Consider the following 16,441-nt stretch of genomic DNA (forward strand, 5'->3'; position numbering starts at 1 on the left):
ACCCAGCTTGCGGCCGGAAGCGTAGAGGAGGAAAAGATGCGTTCGTTTACAAAACTTAACTTAGGGTTCAGCAATGCAGAAAATTATAGAAGGAGGGAGAATAAAGATATTTTCTCAAGGTATTTCGTGAGAGATGAAAATTTAGAGAGAATAATTGATAGTAATATATATTTCCTTGTCGGAGAAAAAGGGACTGGTAAAACTGCATATTCGACATATTTATCAAATACAAAATATAAAAATAAAAATTCATTTTCTTTTGATGTCAGGCAGACAGAGTATCAAAAATTTATAGAGATAAAGAAATCAGGAAATCTCCCATTAAGTCAATATTCTGAAGTGTGGTCGCTGATATTTCTAATTCTATCGGCTACAAGTGTTCTGAGTGTAACAAGTACTCCCGCGTTTCTTCAGAGGTTTACCAAGATATCTCACCTTAAGAAGGCGATAGATGACTTTTATAAAGGGGCGTTTTCACCAGAAATAGTTAAAATTCTTAGTTTTATACAATCTTCTGAAAATTCAGCATCATTGATCGCTAAATATAGCAACTTAGATGCGTCCCTTTCATCAAAGAAAAGGAATGAGACAAGGGATCAAAACTCCACGTTTCAAACCAACATTTTAAGTATCAGGCGTTCATTTGAGGATGCTATCTCTTCCTTGAAGCTCGATGAAGATTTTATTTTATTTATCGACGGAATCGATGTTCGGCCTGCGAACATTCCATATGATGAATATTTTGACTGCGTTCGAGGAATAATTGAAGCGACCTGGTCAGTTAACAACGACTTTTTCGCAAATATTAAGGATAGCCGCGGCCGCATCAAGGTTGTCCTTCTTGTTCGACCGGACATTTTTTTCAGATCTGGCCTCCACAATGTTAATACGAAGGTGCGCGATAATTCAGTACTTTTAGATTGGAAGACTGCCTATAAAGATCACCGGACTTCTCGGCTATTCTCTGTCGCAGATCGCATGCTGTCTGTTCAAAATGACGAGGTTGAAAGTGATGGCGCGGCATGGGACTTCTACTTTCCTTTTGAAGCCGGCAGCACCGTCGGATCCGATAGCGGCGAAGCCGATTCTACGACAACTTCGTTCATTTCTTTTCTTAGGTTTAGCTATCATCGTCCTCGCGACATAAACGCGATGATGTCTACTCTTCAGGAAATTTTGAAACGAAGAGGTGAGGTCGTCTCGGTAGAAAGGCGAGATTTTGATGATCCCACATTCCGCGACGCATTGGCAAACTACCTTTTAGGTGAATTGAAAGACCAACTTCTCTTTTATTATAGCCAATCAGACTATGAACTTTTTCTTGCATTTTTCTCATACTTGGACGGAAAGATGAGATTTTCATACGATGAATATCTCGACAGCTTTCATGCGTTTATTGATAGCTGTTCCAGGTCGAGTACCGAATTGCCAAAATTCTTTGAATCTTCGGATGTGTTTTTGCAGTTTTTGTTCGAGCAAAATGTTATTTGTTACAAGGAGGGAGAGGGTATTTATGACCAATATTCGAATGATGATAAGACATTTATTAGATGGTGTTTTAGAGAGCGGACCTCCTCGAACTTGAATCCCAAAGTAAGAACGCATGTTAATTATGAGATATTTTATGGATTGACGAAGGCTCTAAATATAGGAAAGAGAATTAGGGTAGATAGAAATAAAGAAAAGCGGGAAATAGGAACTGTTATCAAAGCGAAACCCAAATCAAATTTCGGTTTCATAAGGGGAGGCACGCAGCATTTAGATTATTATTTCAAGTTTTTCGATTTGGAAGCGGGCTACAAGCCGAGAGTTGGAGATCGAGTTAGCTACACTGCTACCATAGAGAATGGCAAAACTCGGGCAAAAAAAATCAGAAGGGCATGATAAGTTTATTGGCCTGATACCGAGTACTTATTATTGGGTTTGCTAAAGTTTGGGCAGGTGCCTCTTTCGTTAGTTTTTTGATCCAGCTGTCGAAAGAGCCGCCTTTAGGTGAGATAGTGAACCACTGATCCGCGTTTCACACCCGAAATCACCAGCAGCGTCCAGCCCATAGCCTCGTATTCAGCCATTTGCCGCTGATCTCGCGCGACATTGCCGTCGAGCTTCCTCTCGTTCTGTTTAGGGGAGACCGATTGCAGCCACGACCTCAAACAATCTAAGTCTGCAGTGTTTGGACGCTGAGTCGAGCCCTCTGTCGGCGACTGGGAGAAGAAGAGAACGCATATGAGCGATGAAATCTGGCATGAGGATCGTCTCAACCGTGAAGCCGATGCGAAATTTCTTATCCGGTTTCTGATCAACAGAATTGAGGAGCGAGCGCGGAGCGGCAGAACCAGATCCTACGTGCTCAATGTTAACGCGTCATGGGGCACTGGAAAAACGTTCTTCCTGGAGCGGCTTCAGCGTCAGCTCGAAAGTGAGCAGTATCCCGTGGCTTATGTGAATGCCTGGGCCGATGACCACGCTGCCGACCCTCTCCTGTCGGTCATGTCTGCGATCGACGAAGCCATCCAGCCCCTCATTGTCCATGACGAGGAGCAGGTCGAGAGGTGGAGAAAGGTAAAGGCCACCGCTAGCATTGTCGCGGTGTCCATCGCCAAGGGTGCGATTAAGCATTGGGCACGGAAGGCGATCGGAGAGGGGGCCGATGCAATCGGCGAGGCTGTTTTCGGCAACGATCAAAGCAGCGACGGCCGCAGCCAGCCTGTGATGGCCGATAGCATCAATGCAGAGCTGAACAGTGCCATTGACGACTATTCAAACAAACTTCTTTCCGGCTTCCGACGTAACAGAGAGATGATAGATCGCTTTCGCTCAGGCTTGAAGGAGTTCATCGAAAAGGTCGACACGGGAAGCCTTCACGCGCCTCTGTTCGTTCTCATAGACGAGCTTGATCGTTGCCGCCCGCTTTACGCCATAGAGCTGCTGGAGCGGATTAAACACATTTTCGAAACCGACAACGTCGTCTTCATCATCGCCACGGACACTGATCAGCTTGGGCACTCGGTCAAAGCGATTTATGGGAGCGATTTTGACGCCGAGCGCTATCTGATGCGTTTCTTCGACCGAAGTTACGAATTTGAGGAGCCGAGCGTCGAAGAATATGTAATTGAGCTTTGCGCACGATATAGAATTAATGAAGAAGATAGCTATAGCCTGCCTCGAGGCGTCGACGTAGCAACATATTTGGCTGGGTGCTTCCACTTTCTGGGCCTTACGCTTCGGGATGTTGATCAATGCTTAGATATAATCCGAATCATTGAGACGACATGGATATGGCCAGACCTGAAGATACAGATTTGTCTATTGGCTCCTTTGGTGGCCATTTATCAGCAGAAAAGAAGCATAAAAGGCGTAGAAATTATAAAAATTGAATTAAAAAAAATCCTCGAGACGAGGTCCAGCACAGGAAATACGTGGCTTTTTAATAAGGAAGGAGCAGCACCATTTGACGGGAGTGCAGCATTTCAAGGACTGCTGGTGGGTTCCGTAAAAACTTTGTCTGCATCGTCAGAATTAGAAAATAATTCCTTCCGTTCTCCTTCCAATAATCTCACAACAAGTTGGGTCACCCGGCAATTTCAAGATGAGTTGATATCGTTGCATTCCGTCGATGGTAAGCTTATTCGAGAAGATGCTTTTTCTATAACCAGACAGTACCCGGACTTTATCAGAAGTGCCGGGAGACTTGTTGGACCCGCCTTCGACAAGGACGGCGCAAAGCCAAGAAACTAAGTGATTTTAGAGGTAAAGCTAGCGGCCATTACGCCGGCATTGTGATGACCTAACGCAACGCAATAGAGTGGAAGGCAGATCGCCTTTCGTATATCACACTGCCTGGACACCATTGGCCTCCAGCCCATAGCTCAACCATGTGCTGCTGATCTTGCGCAGCATTGCCGTCGAGCTTTTTTGTCCAGTAATCGGAATTTGAGGCTGACCGCTTGGCGCGGGATAGCCTTCGTGTTGATGCCAGAAGCAGCCGTGCACGAAGACGGAGACGCGGCGGCTGGGAAAGACCAGGTCCGATTGGCCCGGAAATGTCTTGTCGTGAAGGCGATAGCGCAGCCCGCTAGCATGTAGATAGCGCCGCACGATCATCTCAGGCTTTGTGTCCGTGGCATTGGAAGAGGTGGATGGCTAGCGGCGCCCTAGCGCATTCGCTATCCGCTTCTTGAACTCGTCGATTGTCGGCGCTTCTTTGTACATAATCGCACTTTGCAGACTGGCATGGCTGGTGCCTTCGACGCGCTCCAGCTTGGGCCGAAATTGGCCGGAATTGTCAGGATCATCTTCGAATACGTAGGTCATGAAAACTATATTGACCGTCTTGTCCTTGACGTTCGGTGTTCTCATGAAGTCAGCCTTCTCAAGGACAGACTGGTAGACCTGATCCTGTATCACCGCGACGATTTTGGTTCCCCAGTGGTGGTGGAAATACCCTTTTCGCACGAGTTGGGTGATATATCGCTTATAAACATTATCCCAATTAAACCCGTAGGTCGGTCGCTTTGGAAGGTCATGGGCAGATCGCAACGCTTCATAAGCGGTATATGCAGATCCGGTGATATCGACGGCTTGAAGCTCGACTGACAGAAAATTGCCTATCTCGCCGCTATCACCTCGATCGGCTATAACGAAATCGACATTGCCGAAACCAGCCATCTTCACTTCGGACGCGATCATTGCATTCCTCGGCGGATCAAATGGCCAGCAGTGTTCGATTACCTCCTGCAGCCAGTCTACCTGGTAGAACCTCTTTGGGCAGACACATATCAAGTCGCGTTCCGTGGACCGGGGCTGGCCGCGCGAACCTCTCCAGAGTGTGCAGACCGGATAGGGTTCCGTACCCAAATTCGTCGACCGTTTCGGGCATTCGGTCTCGATGTAGGGACAAACAAAGCCGGCTAAAGAAGGATCGATTGCCTTCTCCGCTCGTTGGCCCAAGACCTCACCGATTGCATCTTCCGGCTTAAACGGCATGCAACAATCCACGCTCGATATCGAGCGGAATGTCGCCGCGCGAAGACGCATCTGCTGCCATTACGGCTTCTGCAACGGCTTTCCCCAAAAGGGGAGGGACCGCATTCCCAACCTGGACGAACTGCTCAGTTCGGCTTCCTTTGAAATCAAAGAAATCGGGGAACCCCTGCAACCTAGCAGCTTCACGCACCGTGAAAGAGCGGTTCTGTGTCGGGTGGATATAGGCGCCCCAATGTACGTCGCATTTGGTGAGCACGGTGCAAGACAGATCAGTCTTGCGAGGGCGACCGTAACGCTTTGTGTGGTCTGAGCGCTTCGCCTTTTTCATTCCCTCCGGCAACAAATGAAAAGGAATATCACGCCAGGACCCACCTTCGGGGATGTGGCGCATACGCTCGATATTGACCTGCGATAGGCGTGTCGCGGCATGATTGGAAACCCGAATACGGTCACCGCGAAGAAGCGCCTGATATCCATTCTGCGGTGAAACAGCGTAAGGCTGATCGCCGCGATCCTCACCGTTTTCAAGGTGGGGAAGATCGGAGATTGCATCCCAAACAGTCACAAACGGCTCGAGCTCTGGACCATAAGTCGGCGTTGGGAAGAGAATAGGATTGTTCTCTTCTCTGGTGGCAATGAAAAACACACGTCGCCTCTCCTGTGGAACGCCAAATTCCTCAGCCTTCAGCGGTTTCATATCTACACGATAGCCCAGCTTGCGCATGCCAGCCTGGATCTCTCTTACGATCCCGCCCCCTGCAATCGATGTGATGCCGGTAACGTTTTCCATGACGATCCAGCGCGGTCGAATTTCTTCGACGATCCGAAGATACTCTTTGAATAAACCTGCGCGAGGGTCATCTATGCCGCGGCTGTGATTGTAGACACTGTAACCTTGGCACGGCGGTCCACCAACGATGACATCTATCTCGCCCGCGTTGACGCCGGCTGCAGCAAGCATGTCCGAGGCCGATATCTCTTGGATCGGTCCATGAACAAACTTGGCTTCGGCGTGGGATGCGGCAAAAGTCTCGCCGAATGTTGCATCAATATCTTGCCCTGCAAGCACGTGCACACCAGCTTGGCGAAACCCTTCCGACAAGCCGCCCGCACCGCAAAAAAGATCGATCGCTGTCCAGTTGCTCATGACCGCCCTCTCGAATTTTCAGCCGCGTGGGCATGTTCCACGCGCATAGTATGTTTGGTGTAGCGCGATTCGGACTTTGTTCCTACATCCGGCAGCCCGTCTTCCAGGCAAGTTTCAGCAGCTGGATGTCAAAGACAGTCCTTCGTCAATTAGTGATCAAGGTTAGGTAGAAGCGGAGGGTGTCAGTGCTGAGGCATGTTTGCGTCTCGACAACCCGCATAGCGCGTTCGCCGAACTGACAGCTTCTTGATCTACGCAACTACCATGTTTTTGTTCTTATAATGTTCTCGTATGCGGGTGTAAAGTCCATAAGCGGTAGCGAAAATCCGCTTGCATGTTCAAAACGTGTCAATTTTCGGTGATGGCTTTGATTTCTTTGTTGTTTTCGCAAACATGCAAGTGACTTGCATGTTCGGTTTGGATTTTAGCCTGATTTGACCGCCGGCTGCCGCTCGATTGAGGTTGCTTTGAAGACGGTTTCAAGGGCATTTGAAGCCACACCGTGAAAACTCCTCCAAACCCGTGAAGCCTTATATCTCGGGCACTTGGCGGGGAGGGGGCGTCTCAGTTCCATAAGGGGCCTTATGACGCATCAGCGTCGGATGCTTCTATTTTCACGTTTTTTGAAAAGGTTGGCTGCGACTGGGCTGCGCTCAGGCTAGACGATGAACTTTGAAGACCTGAGCTGTCAAAGGCAATTCCTAGCGTCGCCGCCCGTCATATCGGCAGATCGCTAGAGGTAGAGGGCATTCGCGCCGGTTCCCGCCTGTTTTCGCCAATTCCCGGATATTGCAGCCTCATCTGGCAAACAACAGCGGTTTTGCAATTTTGACAGTTGGTTTTGCAGCGATTGAGTTTTGAAACTCACTGCGACTTCGTTGTTCGTTCATCGGGAGAGTGTCTTAGTCTAGTTGTCCTGAACGGCTTCGATAGCGCTCACCAGAGCCGAAAAATGGTCGTAAACGTCGAGAGAGCGTCTCGGGAAATAGGCTAAGAGATCAGTTTGATCTAATTCGGTTCGGCGAAGGTCGAACGCTCCTCTTTGCTCTCGCATTTCGTAGAAGCTGACTTGGCGTCTCCTTTCATTCAACGATCTTAAGAGCGAGAACTTCACGGTCTGAGAGCACCTTATCCCGAAGATGATTTCTTCCAGTTCTAGCGGTGAATTTTGCACTCCTCTGGTACCCACTAGGCGCCATTCTTTTTCGTATTCCCAGTCAGGTGCCTTTCGCGATAAGACAGCAGCATCGACCAACTGGCGCGCATCTTCGCTGCCGCGGAGCATCGCTTGGACTGAGCTCGCTTTCACCGTTCTATCCCCATCATAGGTGACCTTATATAGGTGTCGTCTAGCGTCCTCTGGGATACTATAGCCAAAGCAAATTCCTCTATGTTGGTCTCCATAATGACTCCACATAAGGGGGCAGTTGTATCTCTCCGCCATTGAAATAATGCCTTTGTCATATCTGCGGAGAAGCTCGCGTTCGATAAACCCGCTAAATATTTCTGCTGGCGTTGCGTCGAATTCGTCGTCGATATTAGCTATCCCCTCTCGAACTTGATCAACCATTCCTTGAGCGCGTCTTTTGCTTTGTTGAGAGATATGGTTGATCGTTTTCGGCCCCTTGTATTTGATCATTTTTGCAGCTGCGTCCATTTCGGCTTGGATACGCTGCTCCAAAAGTTGATTGAGGATTTCCGCCAAAGCGAACTCGTCTAGGTCGGCTTCAAGGTTGGGTTTGGTGTCGAGAGGATCGTTAAAGGTGGTGGGGTCGGCATAGAAAAGTTGATCTCCGACCGCTTGGTCCAAAGATCGGTCGTTAAACGCGCGGTATTTGTAAAGCTTGTTCGGAAATGTCATCTTCAAGTTTCCGCTTGCATTTGGATCTCATGTTCAGGTTTGAATTTCAAAAGGTCGAATTGGAAGTTTGACCCGCAATCTGGCCGCTCCAACGCGAATTTTTATTGGAGAGGCCTGCCAACGACAAATTCTTGAACGCTTCTAAAAGGGCGATATTTAAAATACCTTCGATCGGTCGCACCCGTGGTCGTCGCTCCAAATGAGCTAAAGGCCTACTGTAGGTGGCGCCCCCATTGTCCAAGTGGCGGGAATCTTGATCACATCACCTGGCTCAATCTTTTTCACAGGAAATCGTGCCCTTACTACATTGCTGGCCATCGGCGACCAATTTCCCTTGATTCCCAGGCGAACATTTCGCGCTTCGTTGGAGCCAGAGTTTTCGATGATGACCCGTTTCTCCGCAGATGAGAAAGTCACTTTGAAGGAGGCCTTCAAAGCCTCAGCACTCGTCTTCTCTTGTCGTTCTATTTCTACTTCAGCGAGCTTTTTCTGCAGCCTTTCAAGATTTGCAGTTCTTCGGCTGGTTCGGATGGAGTGGAGGAGTGCGCCACAGGCTACGGCCGCAGCTAAAAGAGAAATCCAGTCAGAGATGCCCATGCTTTTTTTGCCTCGCTCCATGATTCTGATGAAGTTAAATCGCTTTGGCGCTCTGTGGCAAACCCGAATAGAGCTGTGAAAGCCAGCTCATCGTTCTGAAGACATCGAACACTCTTTTGGCGTTATGATCACCTCCTTCACCGCCTTCCCATTTCCGTCCCCGATCGAATAGGTGCAATCCACCTCCTCGATATTGAACCGTGAGAAGGTTTCGAAGACGCCTTGAACGGCGTTTAAGGACAGGATGAAGGTGCCTTGAAGGCCGCTTAAAACCTTTGCCATCGCCTCGAAGTCCTCCCGGCCGAAGACGTCCGCGCCATAATCGGCCTCGTTTCCCCAATAGGGCGGGTCGAGATAGAACAGCATGCCCGGCCGGTCATAGCGGCGGATGAAGTCCTGCCAGGGCAGGCATTCGATGACGACGCCGGAAAGGCGCTCGTGAATGTCCTCCAGCGTGGAGGCGAGTTTGACCAGATTGAAGCGCGCGCCGGTGGTCTTGCTGACGCCGAAGGTGCGGCCCGCCACCTTGCCGCCGAAGGCGAGGCGCTGAAGGTAGAGGAAGCGGGCGGCGCGTTCGAGATATGTCAGCGTTGTCGGGTCGGTCTTCATCAGCCGCTCGAACTCCCGCCTTCCGGAGATCTGGAAGCGGAGCGTATCCATGAACTGCGGAAAATGCCGCTGCAGGATGCGGAAGAAGTTGGCGACGTCGCCGCTGATATCGTTGATCACCTCCGTCTTCGGCTGGCGATCGCGGCGCAGGAACACGCCGCCCATGCCGACGAAGGGCTCTGCGTAGCTAACGATTTCTTCTGCGTCGAAGAAACCATTTCCGCGAACATCACGCGGCGTGCCCGGAGTTTGCTTCGCTCGTCAAACAGTATTTGCGGTCGGCAACCGCGCTGACACCGTAGAAAATTCTCCACGCGGAAGGAAAAATAAAAATCTATTTAAGTCAATAAAATCGTAGGCTTATAGAAAATTAACTGTGTGCACGGGTCGGAGCTGCAGGTGAAACGCGAGAAATATGGTTGCAATAAGAACAAAAACAGAACATAAAGTGATTATAACAAAAACGGAGGTAGCTATGACCGATATTCTGCGTGATGTGGCAGCATTCTTCTCTGTCAGCCTGTTTCTGGCAAGCATGGCTTTGATCGTGAGCTCGTTGTGAATTCCAAGGATCCCGTTCCTGTCACCGGTTGCAGCGGGAGCTGAGCGGGCGTTTGTGATAGATCGCCGAGCCAGGTTTCTGTGCATTGATCGACAAATGATTGCGTTGCTGGGGTTGGCCTGCGAAAACGGTCGGAAGTGTCATCGATGAAGGAGTGGTTCGGATATGAGCAAGGAAAGCGCGCATGCCAGTGATGCCGTCCACTTTGTCCATTTGCGGGTTCACTCAGCCTACTCCCTCTTGGAGGGGGCGCTACCGATAAAGACGATTTTGAAGCGTGCGGTAGCCGATCGGCAGCCGGCGATCGCGGTAACGGATACGAACAATCTCTTCTGCGCCCTTGAGTTTTCGCAAAAGGCGGTCGGGGAGGGTGTTCAGCCCATTATTGGCTGCCAGCTCTCTATTGATATGGAGGATGGTGGGGAGGGTGATCGCCGCGGTGGTAACCATCTGCCGCCGAAAAAACCGTCGATCGTCCTGCTTGCTGCCGACCCGACCGGCTATGCCAATCTCATGCATCTGGTGAGTGAAGCCTATCTTGGGGGAGAGGGTCACGACACCATCCATATAAAGAAGTCTTGGTTGGATGAGCATGCCGAAGGGCTCATCCTTCTGACTGGGGCACGCGGCGGTCCGATCGACGAGGCGATCATCGCCGGCTTCGAGGCCAAGGCGGAAGAGCGTTTGGGCTTCTTTCACTCCCTGTTTGGCGATCGGCTCTATGTTGAGGTACAGCGCCACGGCAACTTCGATGTGCAGCATGAGAGGCGGGTGGTCTCGCTCGCCTATGAGCGCGATCTCCCGATTGTTGCAACCAACGAGGCTTTCTTTCCGACGCGTGATGATTTCGAGGCGCATGATGCCCTCATGGCGGTCGCGCATAATGCGATTGTGTCGGACGACCGTCGCTTCCGATTGACCCCCGATCACTGCCTGAAGTCGCAGGATGAGATGGTCGCGCTTTTTTCCGACCTGCCTGAGGCGATCGAAAACAGTGTGGAGATTGCGCGTCGCTGCAGCTTCATTCTCGAAACCCGGATGCCGATCCTGCCGCGCTTTACGGGTGCGACAGATGATCCGGAGGAGGCCGAGCGTGCGGAGGCTGCCGAGCTGCGCCGTCAGGCCAAAGAGGGTCTGGAGCAGAGAATTGCCCATGTGGGACTGAGCGAAGGCCATACGCGCGAAGCCTATTTCGAGCGTCTCGATTACGAACTCGGCATCATCGAGGGCATGAAGTTTCCTGGCTACTTCCTTATCGTTGCCGACTTCATCAAGTGGGCCAAGGAACGCGACATACCTGTCGGGCCGGGGCGCGGTTCGGGCGCTGGGTCGTTGGTTGCTTACGCACTGACGATCACGGACGTTGATCCGCTCCGCTTTTCACTGCTGTTCGAACGCTTTCTCAATCCTGAACGCGTTTCGATGCCCGACTTCGATATCGACTTCTGCCAGGACCGCCGAGAGGAAGTCATCCGTTACGTTCAGGAGAAGTATGGCCGCGCGCAGGTGGCCCAGATCATTACCTTCGGTTCGCTTCAGGCGCGCGCTGCCTTGCGAGACGTCGGGCGCGTGCTCGAAATGCCCTATGGGCAGGTCGACCGGATCAGCAAGCTCGTGCCGAACAATCCCGCCAATCCGGTAACACTCGCCCAGGCGATCGCGGATGAGCCGAAGTTTCAGGAGGCTGCCGAGGAAGAGCCTATCGTCGGCAGGCTTCTCGCGATCGCACAGAAAATCGAGGGGCTTTACCGCCACGCATCAACACACGCTGCGGGGATCGTGATCGGCGACCGGTCGCTGTCACAGCTTGTGCCGATGTACCGCGACCCGCGTTCCGACATGCCCGTCACGCAGTTCAATATGAAGTGGGTGGAGCAGGCCGGGCTTGTTAAGTTCGACTTCCTGGGTTTGAAGACGCTTACGGTCTTGAAGACGGCCGTCGACTTCATCGCCCGCCGGGGGATATCGGTGGATCTTTCGCTGGTGCCGCTCGACGATCCGGAATCCTACGAGATGCTTGCACGTGGCGAGACGGTCGGGGTGTTCCAGGTGGAAAGTGCCGGCATGCGCAAGGCGCTGATCGGCATGCGACCCGACCGGATCGAGGACCTGATCGCGCTGGTTGCGCTCTATCGTCCGGGGCCTATGGAAAACATCCCGGTCTATAATGCCCGAAAACATGCCGAGGAGGAGATCGAGTCGATCCATCCGCTGATCGACCCGCTGCTGGCCGAGACCCAGGGCGTGATCGTCTATCAGGAGCAGGTCATGCAGGTTGCGCAGGTCCTGTCGGGCTACTCGCTCGGGGAGGCGGACCTGTTGCGCCGTGCCATGGGCAAGAAGATCAAGGAGCAGATGGACAAGCAGCGCGTGCGCTTTGTTGAAGGGGCCGTCGAGAACGGTGTCAAGAAACAGCGCGCAGATGAGATCTTTGATCTCCTGGCAAAGTTCGCAAATTACGGCTTCAACAAGTCGCACGCCGCAGCCTATGCGATCGTCTCCTATCATACCGCTTTCCTGAAGGCGCATTATCCCGTCGAGTTCCTGGCCGCCTCTATGACGCTCGACATGGCCAATACCGAGAAGCTCAACGATTTCCGCCACGATGCCAAGCGCCTGGGCATTGACGTCGTGGCGCCGTCGATCCAGACCAGCTACCGTCACTTCGAGCCGGGTGAAGGGCGCATCTATTATGCGCTTGCGGCGATCAAGGGCGTGGGGGAGGCGGCTGTCGAGCACATCGTTGCCGTCAGGAAAGACAAGCCGTTCGAGGGGCTCGAGGATTTTGCACGGCGCATCGACCCGAAGCTGGTGAACCGTCGTGTGCTGGAAAGCCTGATTTATGCCGGTGCCTTTGACTGCTTCGGTAAGGACAGGGCGGCACTGATCGCGGGTCTAGATCGTATCATCGGCCTTGCGCAGCGTAGCCAGGAAGACAAGACGAGCGGTCAGGCGGATATCTTTGGCAATGCCGGGGAACTCGCCAGGATTGTTCTGCCGGATTACACGCCGATGGCTGATTCCGAACGGCTGATGCGCGAATTCCAGATGCTCGGATTCTATCAGACGGCCCATCCGCTCGATGCTTATGGCGACGTGCTTTCACGGATGCGGGTACAGAGCTTTGCCGATTTTTCTTTGTCTGTGAAGAACGGATCGGGCCGGGGGCGGCTTGCCGGGACAGTGGTTGCCAAACAGGAACGGAAGACGCGAACCGGCAATCGCATGGGCATCGTGACATTGTCCGATGCCACCGGACAGTTTGAGGCAGTGCTCTTTTCGGAGATGCTCTACCAGTATCGCGATCTGCTGGAGCCGGGGACATCGGTCGTGATCACCGTGGCGGCGGATGTTCGCCCTGAGGGGATCGGTATGCGGATCCAGACTGTCCAGTCACTCGAAGAAGAGGCGGTGCGACAGCAAAGTGCAATGCGTGTCTATCTGCGCGATGGCTCGCCATTGTCTTCGCTTGCGCGCCACCTCAATGCCAGCGGCGACGGGATCGTCTCGTTTGTGGTGATCCAGAACGAGGGCTTGCGCGAAGTCGAGGTTGAGCTTCCGGGAAAGTATCGGCTTTCACCGGAGGTGGCGTCAGCGATGCGCGCCGTCGCAGGCGTAGTGGATGTGGAGCTCGTCTAGCGCGGCGTGATCGCCTGGAGGAGATTCGTGGGGTTTCGAGTCGTGCGCGCGCGGTTGCTGCGGTGGGTGTCGGCACATATTGTGCCTTTTTCGGCAGCGCGGCATAGGCTGAAGCGTCGTTTCGACAGGGTTTCGATATCTTCCTGCCTATAGAGTGCTTCGTCTCACGCTTGTTTTCTTTACCTTTTGTAAAGATTTGGCCGCTCGATATGCCAACTTGTTGCCTATCCGCAACATCAAGCAGGTAAGGAAGCCGTTCTGGGGCCGATGCAGGCGATTGTTGATTGCGCAAGGATCGCTGTCTTGTATGTTCATAGTCAGAAGCGAGGGCGAGACGGCCCGATCTTCTTGAAACCAGGAAATGAGGCAGGGATCGCAATTGCGAAAACTCATTTCCGCCGTTAGATCTATTGGAGGTCATTATGAACGTGAAGAGCCTTCTCCTCGGCTCCGCTGCAGCAGTTGCAGCAGCTTCTGGCGCACAGGCGGCCGACCCGGTCGTGGTCATCGAGCCCGTAGCAGCTAACTACGTAGAAATCTGCGACACCTTCGGTGCCGGCTATTTCTACATCCCGGGCACTGAAACCTGCCTCGATATCGGCGGTTATGTCCGTTTCCAGATCGACGCTCAGACCGGCGCCAACTCGCCGGACGCTTGGGACGTATACTCCCGCGGTCATATCGACCTTTCGTCGAAGACCGACACCGAGCTCGGTGTTCTGACAGGTTTCATCTCGCTCAACGCCAACTACTACTCGGACAACGGTTCGACGTCTGTTGAGCTCGATGAAACCTTCCTCGCACTCGGCGGCTTCCAGGCTGGTTACTTCAACAGCTACTGGGATCAGGGTCTTCTCGGCGAAATCGACGACCTGAATGGCCAGACCAAGTTCAACTCGGTCCGTTATGTCTACACCGGCGACGGCTTCGTAGGCGGCATCTCGCTCGACTTCCTCGAGCCTGAAATGGTCGGCCTGATGAACAGCGGCAACAACGTTCCGCATCTCGGTGTTTCCGGTCGCTTGGGCTTCCAGGCTGGCGGCGTTGGCGCGAAGATCGATGCCGGCTACGACACCTACAACGAAGAAGCGGCCTTCCGCGGCATGGCTTCCTTCGCTGTTGGTCCGGGCTCGCTTGACCTCGGCGCTATCTATGCCACCGGCTGGAGCGCATACGCTGTTACCTACGGCAACAACGACTTCCAGGACTACTCGCTTGCTACCCCGACGGCTCTGCCGGGCGTATACGCCGAGTGGGCGCTTGCTGCCGGCTACAAGCTGAACGTGGCTGACAACTTCTCGATCACGCCTGCTTACCAGTGGACGTCTGCTAACGTTCCGGGTGCCGACAATGAAGACTTCTGGTCTGCTGGCATCCTGTTCGATTACACGATCGTCGAAGGCCTGAACGCCAAGCTGAACGTGCAGTACACCGACACCCCGAACCAGTACTATGCTGATGACTACTGGGCCGGTTGGTTCCGTCTGCAGCGCGACTTCTAAGAAGAGCGCCTTATTGAAGAAGCCCGGTCTTTTGACCGGGCTTTTTTTGTTTCGTTCGGTTTTTCATGTTTCGCTTGTTTTCGAAAGCGATCTTGGTGTGCGTCGGCAGTGCCGCGCTGCCTCTCGCCTCTTCGCCGAAGTGCGGGCTTACGGGCGCGACGCGGTGGGTGCGTTTCTGGCAATCGCGTTTCGCGGTCAATTCTGGTGAAAGGGTATTGATGGCGTCTAACGTCGATGGCGCCTTGGAACCGGGACTGGTGCGGGCGGCGGGGATCGAACCCGCAAGACCAAGGTCGAGGGATTTTAAGTCCCTTGCGTCTACCAGTTTCGCCACGCCCGCATCGATCTGGTTTTGTCTGGAGCGTTCGTTGCCGTCTTTGCAGCGCCGCGCGACATTGCGGTGCTGCTGTTTGAGGCAGTTTGCCCAGAAACATGCGTCCCCGCTGAAACGGGTTTGGCGTTTTTAGTATGGCGCCGGATGATGCGCAATAGAATTGCCGGTGAATCGACGAAGATCGCGATGCGTTAACGCTTCCTAATGAATCCCGTTACTGTGGCGCTTCCGTCACAGCTTTTGGTTCGGTTCTCTCGTACAACCGATCTGAGGTCAGGCGTCTACTTCCCGCCACAAACAAGCGGCATGTGAATAGGCGACAGAGCCTTCAAGCCTCGCGCTGGACTTTGGCTTCTACCGCTTCTGGTGCGGATCCTGGCGCGCAAACGTGGTGCATTTGTTCGATGATCAAAGCGATATTGAAACAGACAGGGATGATGCTGGTGCTCGCAGGCGTGCTCGCCTCGGCCGCTTCAAGCGCGTCTGCCTTTGATATTTCGAATGATGTTCCGAAGGACTCCGGACGATTCGATCTCTTCCGTTTCGGCTTCAAGGCCTACAAGAACGGTGACAAGCAGAAGGCTGTCGAGGCCTATCGCTATGCGGCGGAGAAGGGCCACACCGGTTCCAGGTGGGCGCTCGCCAATATGTATGCCTTCGGCGACGGCGTCCCTGAAAACGACTACGAGGCCTTCAAGGCCTATGCGGAAATCGTCAACCAGGATGTCGAGCCCGGCTCTCCGGATACAGGCTTTTACATCAATGCCCTTCTGGCGCTTGCCAGCTATTATCAGAGCGGCATTCCCGATACGCCGGTCGAGAAGGATCTCGTGCAGGCGCGCCAGCTCTATTTTCAGGCTGCCTCCGTTTTCGGCGACCCTGATGCGCAGTTCCATCTCGCAGAAATGATTCTCAACGGTGAGGGCGGCGCCAAGAATGTCCGGCTTGCCAAGAAATGGCTGAACCTTGCCCGCAAGAACGGCAATGTCGGGGCCATGGCGGTGTTCGGCGACCTGATCTTCAATGAAGGTCAGCCGGTTCTGGGGCTTGCTTATCTCACCATGGCCGTCGATCGCTGCGGTCCTGGCGAATGCGCCTGGATCCGCGATCTGCAGGAGAAGTGTTTCTCCGTGGTGGATGAGACCGACCGGCGCGGGGCGATTGCGTTGGCCCACAATATGAGCGTGTCTGCCAATCCCTGAGC

Annotated in this window: 12 protein-coding genes and 1 tRNA gene; 6 read left to right on the forward strand and 7 right to left on the reverse strand. The window is 53.0% G+C overall.

Annotated elements, in window-relative coordinates; genetic code table 11:
• The first annotated feature begins 36 nt into the window (after positions 1 to 36).
• A complete protein-coding gene (locus HPQ62_RS01355; protein ID WP_174800712.1) occupies positions 37 to 1,884 on the forward strand; it encodes a P-loop ATPase, Sll1717 family in 1,848 nt (615 codons plus the stop codon).
• Between the two features lie 342 nt (positions 1,885 to 2,226).
• Positions 2,227 to 3,738 (forward strand): KAP family P-loop NTPase fold protein, encoded by a 1,512-nt coding sequence (locus tag HPQ62_RS01360; RefSeq protein WP_174800713.1) that lies wholly within the window; start codon positions 2,227 to 2,229, stop codon positions 3,736 to 3,738.
• Positions 3,739 to 3,831: 93 nt separating this feature from the next.
• Here the strand turns inward: HPQ62_RS01360 and HPQ62_RS01365 are convergent, their stop codons facing one another.
• The 6 genes from HPQ62_RS01365 to HPQ62_RS01390 all read right to left on the reverse strand — a co-directional run bounded on the left by HPQ62_RS01365 (position 3,832) and on the right by HPQ62_RS01390 (position 9,395).
• Positions 3,832 to 4,104 (reverse strand): PDDEXK family nuclease, encoded by a 273-nt coding sequence (locus HPQ62_RS01365; protein WP_174800714.1) that lies wholly within the window; start codon positions 4,102 to 4,104, stop codon positions 3,832 to 3,834.
• Between the two features lie 39 nt (positions 4,105 to 4,143).
• Entirely contained in the window at positions 4,144 to 5,037 is an 894-nt protein-coding gene (locus HPQ62_RS01370; RefSeq protein WP_342343660.1) for a NotI family restriction endonuclease, read from the reverse strand.
• The gene (locus HPQ62_RS01375; protein WP_174800716.1) at positions 4,976 to 6,133 is read right to left on the reverse strand and encodes a DNA cytosine methyltransferase; all 1,158 of its coding nucleotides are present in this window, start codon (positions 6,131 to 6,133) and stop codon (positions 4,976 to 4,978) included. The genes HPQ62_RS01370 and HPQ62_RS01375 overlap by 62 nt, the downstream gene beginning before the upstream one ends.
• Before the next feature lie 907 nt (positions 6,134 to 7,040).
• The gene (locus HPQ62_RS01380; RefSeq protein ID WP_174800717.1) at positions 7,041 to 7,994 is read right to left on the reverse strand and encodes a DUF2971 domain-containing protein; all 954 of its coding nucleotides are present in this window, start codon (positions 7,992 to 7,994) and stop codon (positions 7,041 to 7,043) included.
• 204 nt (positions 7,995 to 8,198) lie between these two features.
• Positions 8,199 to 8,591: a hypothetical protein gene (locus HPQ62_RS01385; RefSeq protein ID WP_174800718.1), complete on the reverse strand. Its 393-nt coding sequence runs from the start codon at positions 8,589 to 8,591 to the stop codon at positions 8,199 to 8,201.
• Positions 8,592 to 8,678: 87 nt separating this feature from the next.
• Complete coding sequence (locus tag HPQ62_RS01390) at positions 8,679 to 9,395, reverse strand: DNA adenine methylase (RefSeq protein ID WP_342343673.1); 717 nt, start codon at positions 9,393 to 9,395, stop codon at positions 8,679 to 8,681.
• A gap of 532 nt (positions 9,396 to 9,927) precedes the next feature.
• Here HPQ62_RS01390 and dnaE point away from each other — a divergent pair.
• The 3 genes from dnaE (at position 9,928) to HPQ62_RS01405 (ending at position 15,111) form a co-directional block, all read left to right on the forward strand.
• Positions 9,928 to 13,401 (forward strand): DNA polymerase III subunit alpha, encoded by a 3,474-nt coding sequence (gene dnaE / locus HPQ62_RS01395; protein WP_174800720.1) that lies wholly within the window; start codon positions 9,928 to 9,930, stop codon positions 13,399 to 13,401.
• A 422-nt stretch (positions 13,402 to 13,823) separates the two neighbouring features.
• Positions 13,824 to 14,903 carry a porin gene (locus HPQ62_RS01400; RefSeq protein ID WP_174800721.1) on the forward strand — a complete coding sequence of 360 codons (1,080 nt, stop codon included), beginning with the start codon at positions 13,824 to 13,826 and terminating at the stop codon, positions 14,901 to 14,903.
• Positions 14,904 to 14,916: 13 nt separating this feature from the next.
• A complete protein-coding gene (locus HPQ62_RS01405; protein WP_174800722.1) occupies positions 14,917 to 15,111 on the forward strand; it encodes a hypothetical protein in 195 nt (64 codons plus the stop codon).
• A 47-nt stretch (positions 15,112 to 15,158) separates the two neighbouring features.
• On the opposite strand, the gene HPQ62_RS01410 is transcribed toward HPQ62_RS01405, so the two are convergent.
• Positions 15,159 to 15,243, reverse strand: a tRNA-Leu gene (locus tag HPQ62_RS01410).
• A gap of 398 nt (positions 15,244 to 15,641) precedes the next feature.
• Here HPQ62_RS01410 and HPQ62_RS01415 point away from each other — a divergent pair.
• Positions 15,642 to 16,439 (forward strand): tetratricopeptide repeat protein, encoded by a 798-nt coding sequence (locus HPQ62_RS01415; protein WP_174800723.1) that lies wholly within the window; start codon positions 15,642 to 15,644, stop codon positions 16,437 to 16,439.
• The last annotated feature ends 2 nt before the right edge of the window (positions 16,440 to 16,441 follow it).

The sequence above is a fragment of the Martelella limonii genome (genome assembly GCF_013344475.1).
GTDB classification, from domain to species: Bacteria; Pseudomonadota; Alphaproteobacteria; order Rhizobiales; family Rhizobiaceae; genus Martelella; species Martelella limonii.

Bases quoted from the DNA above. Each gene is read 5' to 3' on its own strand.
- HPQ62_RS01355 (WP_174800712.1), top strand. From the start codon at position 37: ATGCGTTCGTTTACAAAACTTAACTTAGGGTTCAGCAATGCAGAAAAT.
- HPQ62_RS01360 (WP_174800713.1), top strand. From the start codon at position 2,227: ATGAGCGATGAAATCTGGCATGAGGATCGTCTCAACCGTGAAGCCGAT.
- HPQ62_RS01365 (WP_174800714.1), bottom strand. From the start codon at position 4,104: ATGATCGTGCGGCGCTATCTACATGCTAGCGGGCTGCGCTATCGCCTT.
- HPQ62_RS01370 (WP_342343660.1), bottom strand. From the start codon at position 5,037: ATGCGTCTTCGCGCGGCGACATTCCGCTCGATATCGAGCGTGGATTGT.
- HPQ62_RS01375 (WP_174800716.1), bottom strand. From the start codon at position 6,133: ATGAGCAACTGGACAGCGATCGATCTTTTTTGCGGTGCGGGCGGCTTG.
- HPQ62_RS01380 (WP_174800717.1), bottom strand. From the start codon at position 7,994: ATGACATTTCCGAACAAGCTTTACAAATACCGCGCGTTTAACGACCGA.
- HPQ62_RS01385 (WP_174800718.1), bottom strand. From the start codon at position 8,591: ATGGGCATCTCTGACTGGATTTCTCTTTTAGCTGCGGCCGTAGCCTGT.
- dnaE (WP_174800720.1), top strand. From the start codon at position 9,928: ATGAGCAAGGAAAGCGCGCATGCCAGTGATGCCGTCCACTTTGTCCAT.
- HPQ62_RS01400 (WP_174800721.1), top strand. From the start codon at position 13,824: ATGAACGTGAAGAGCCTTCTCCTCGGCTCCGCTGCAGCAGTTGCAGCA.
- HPQ62_RS01415 (WP_174800723.1), top strand. From the start codon at position 15,642: ATGATCAAAGCGATATTGAAACAGACAGGGATGATGCTGGTGCTCGCA.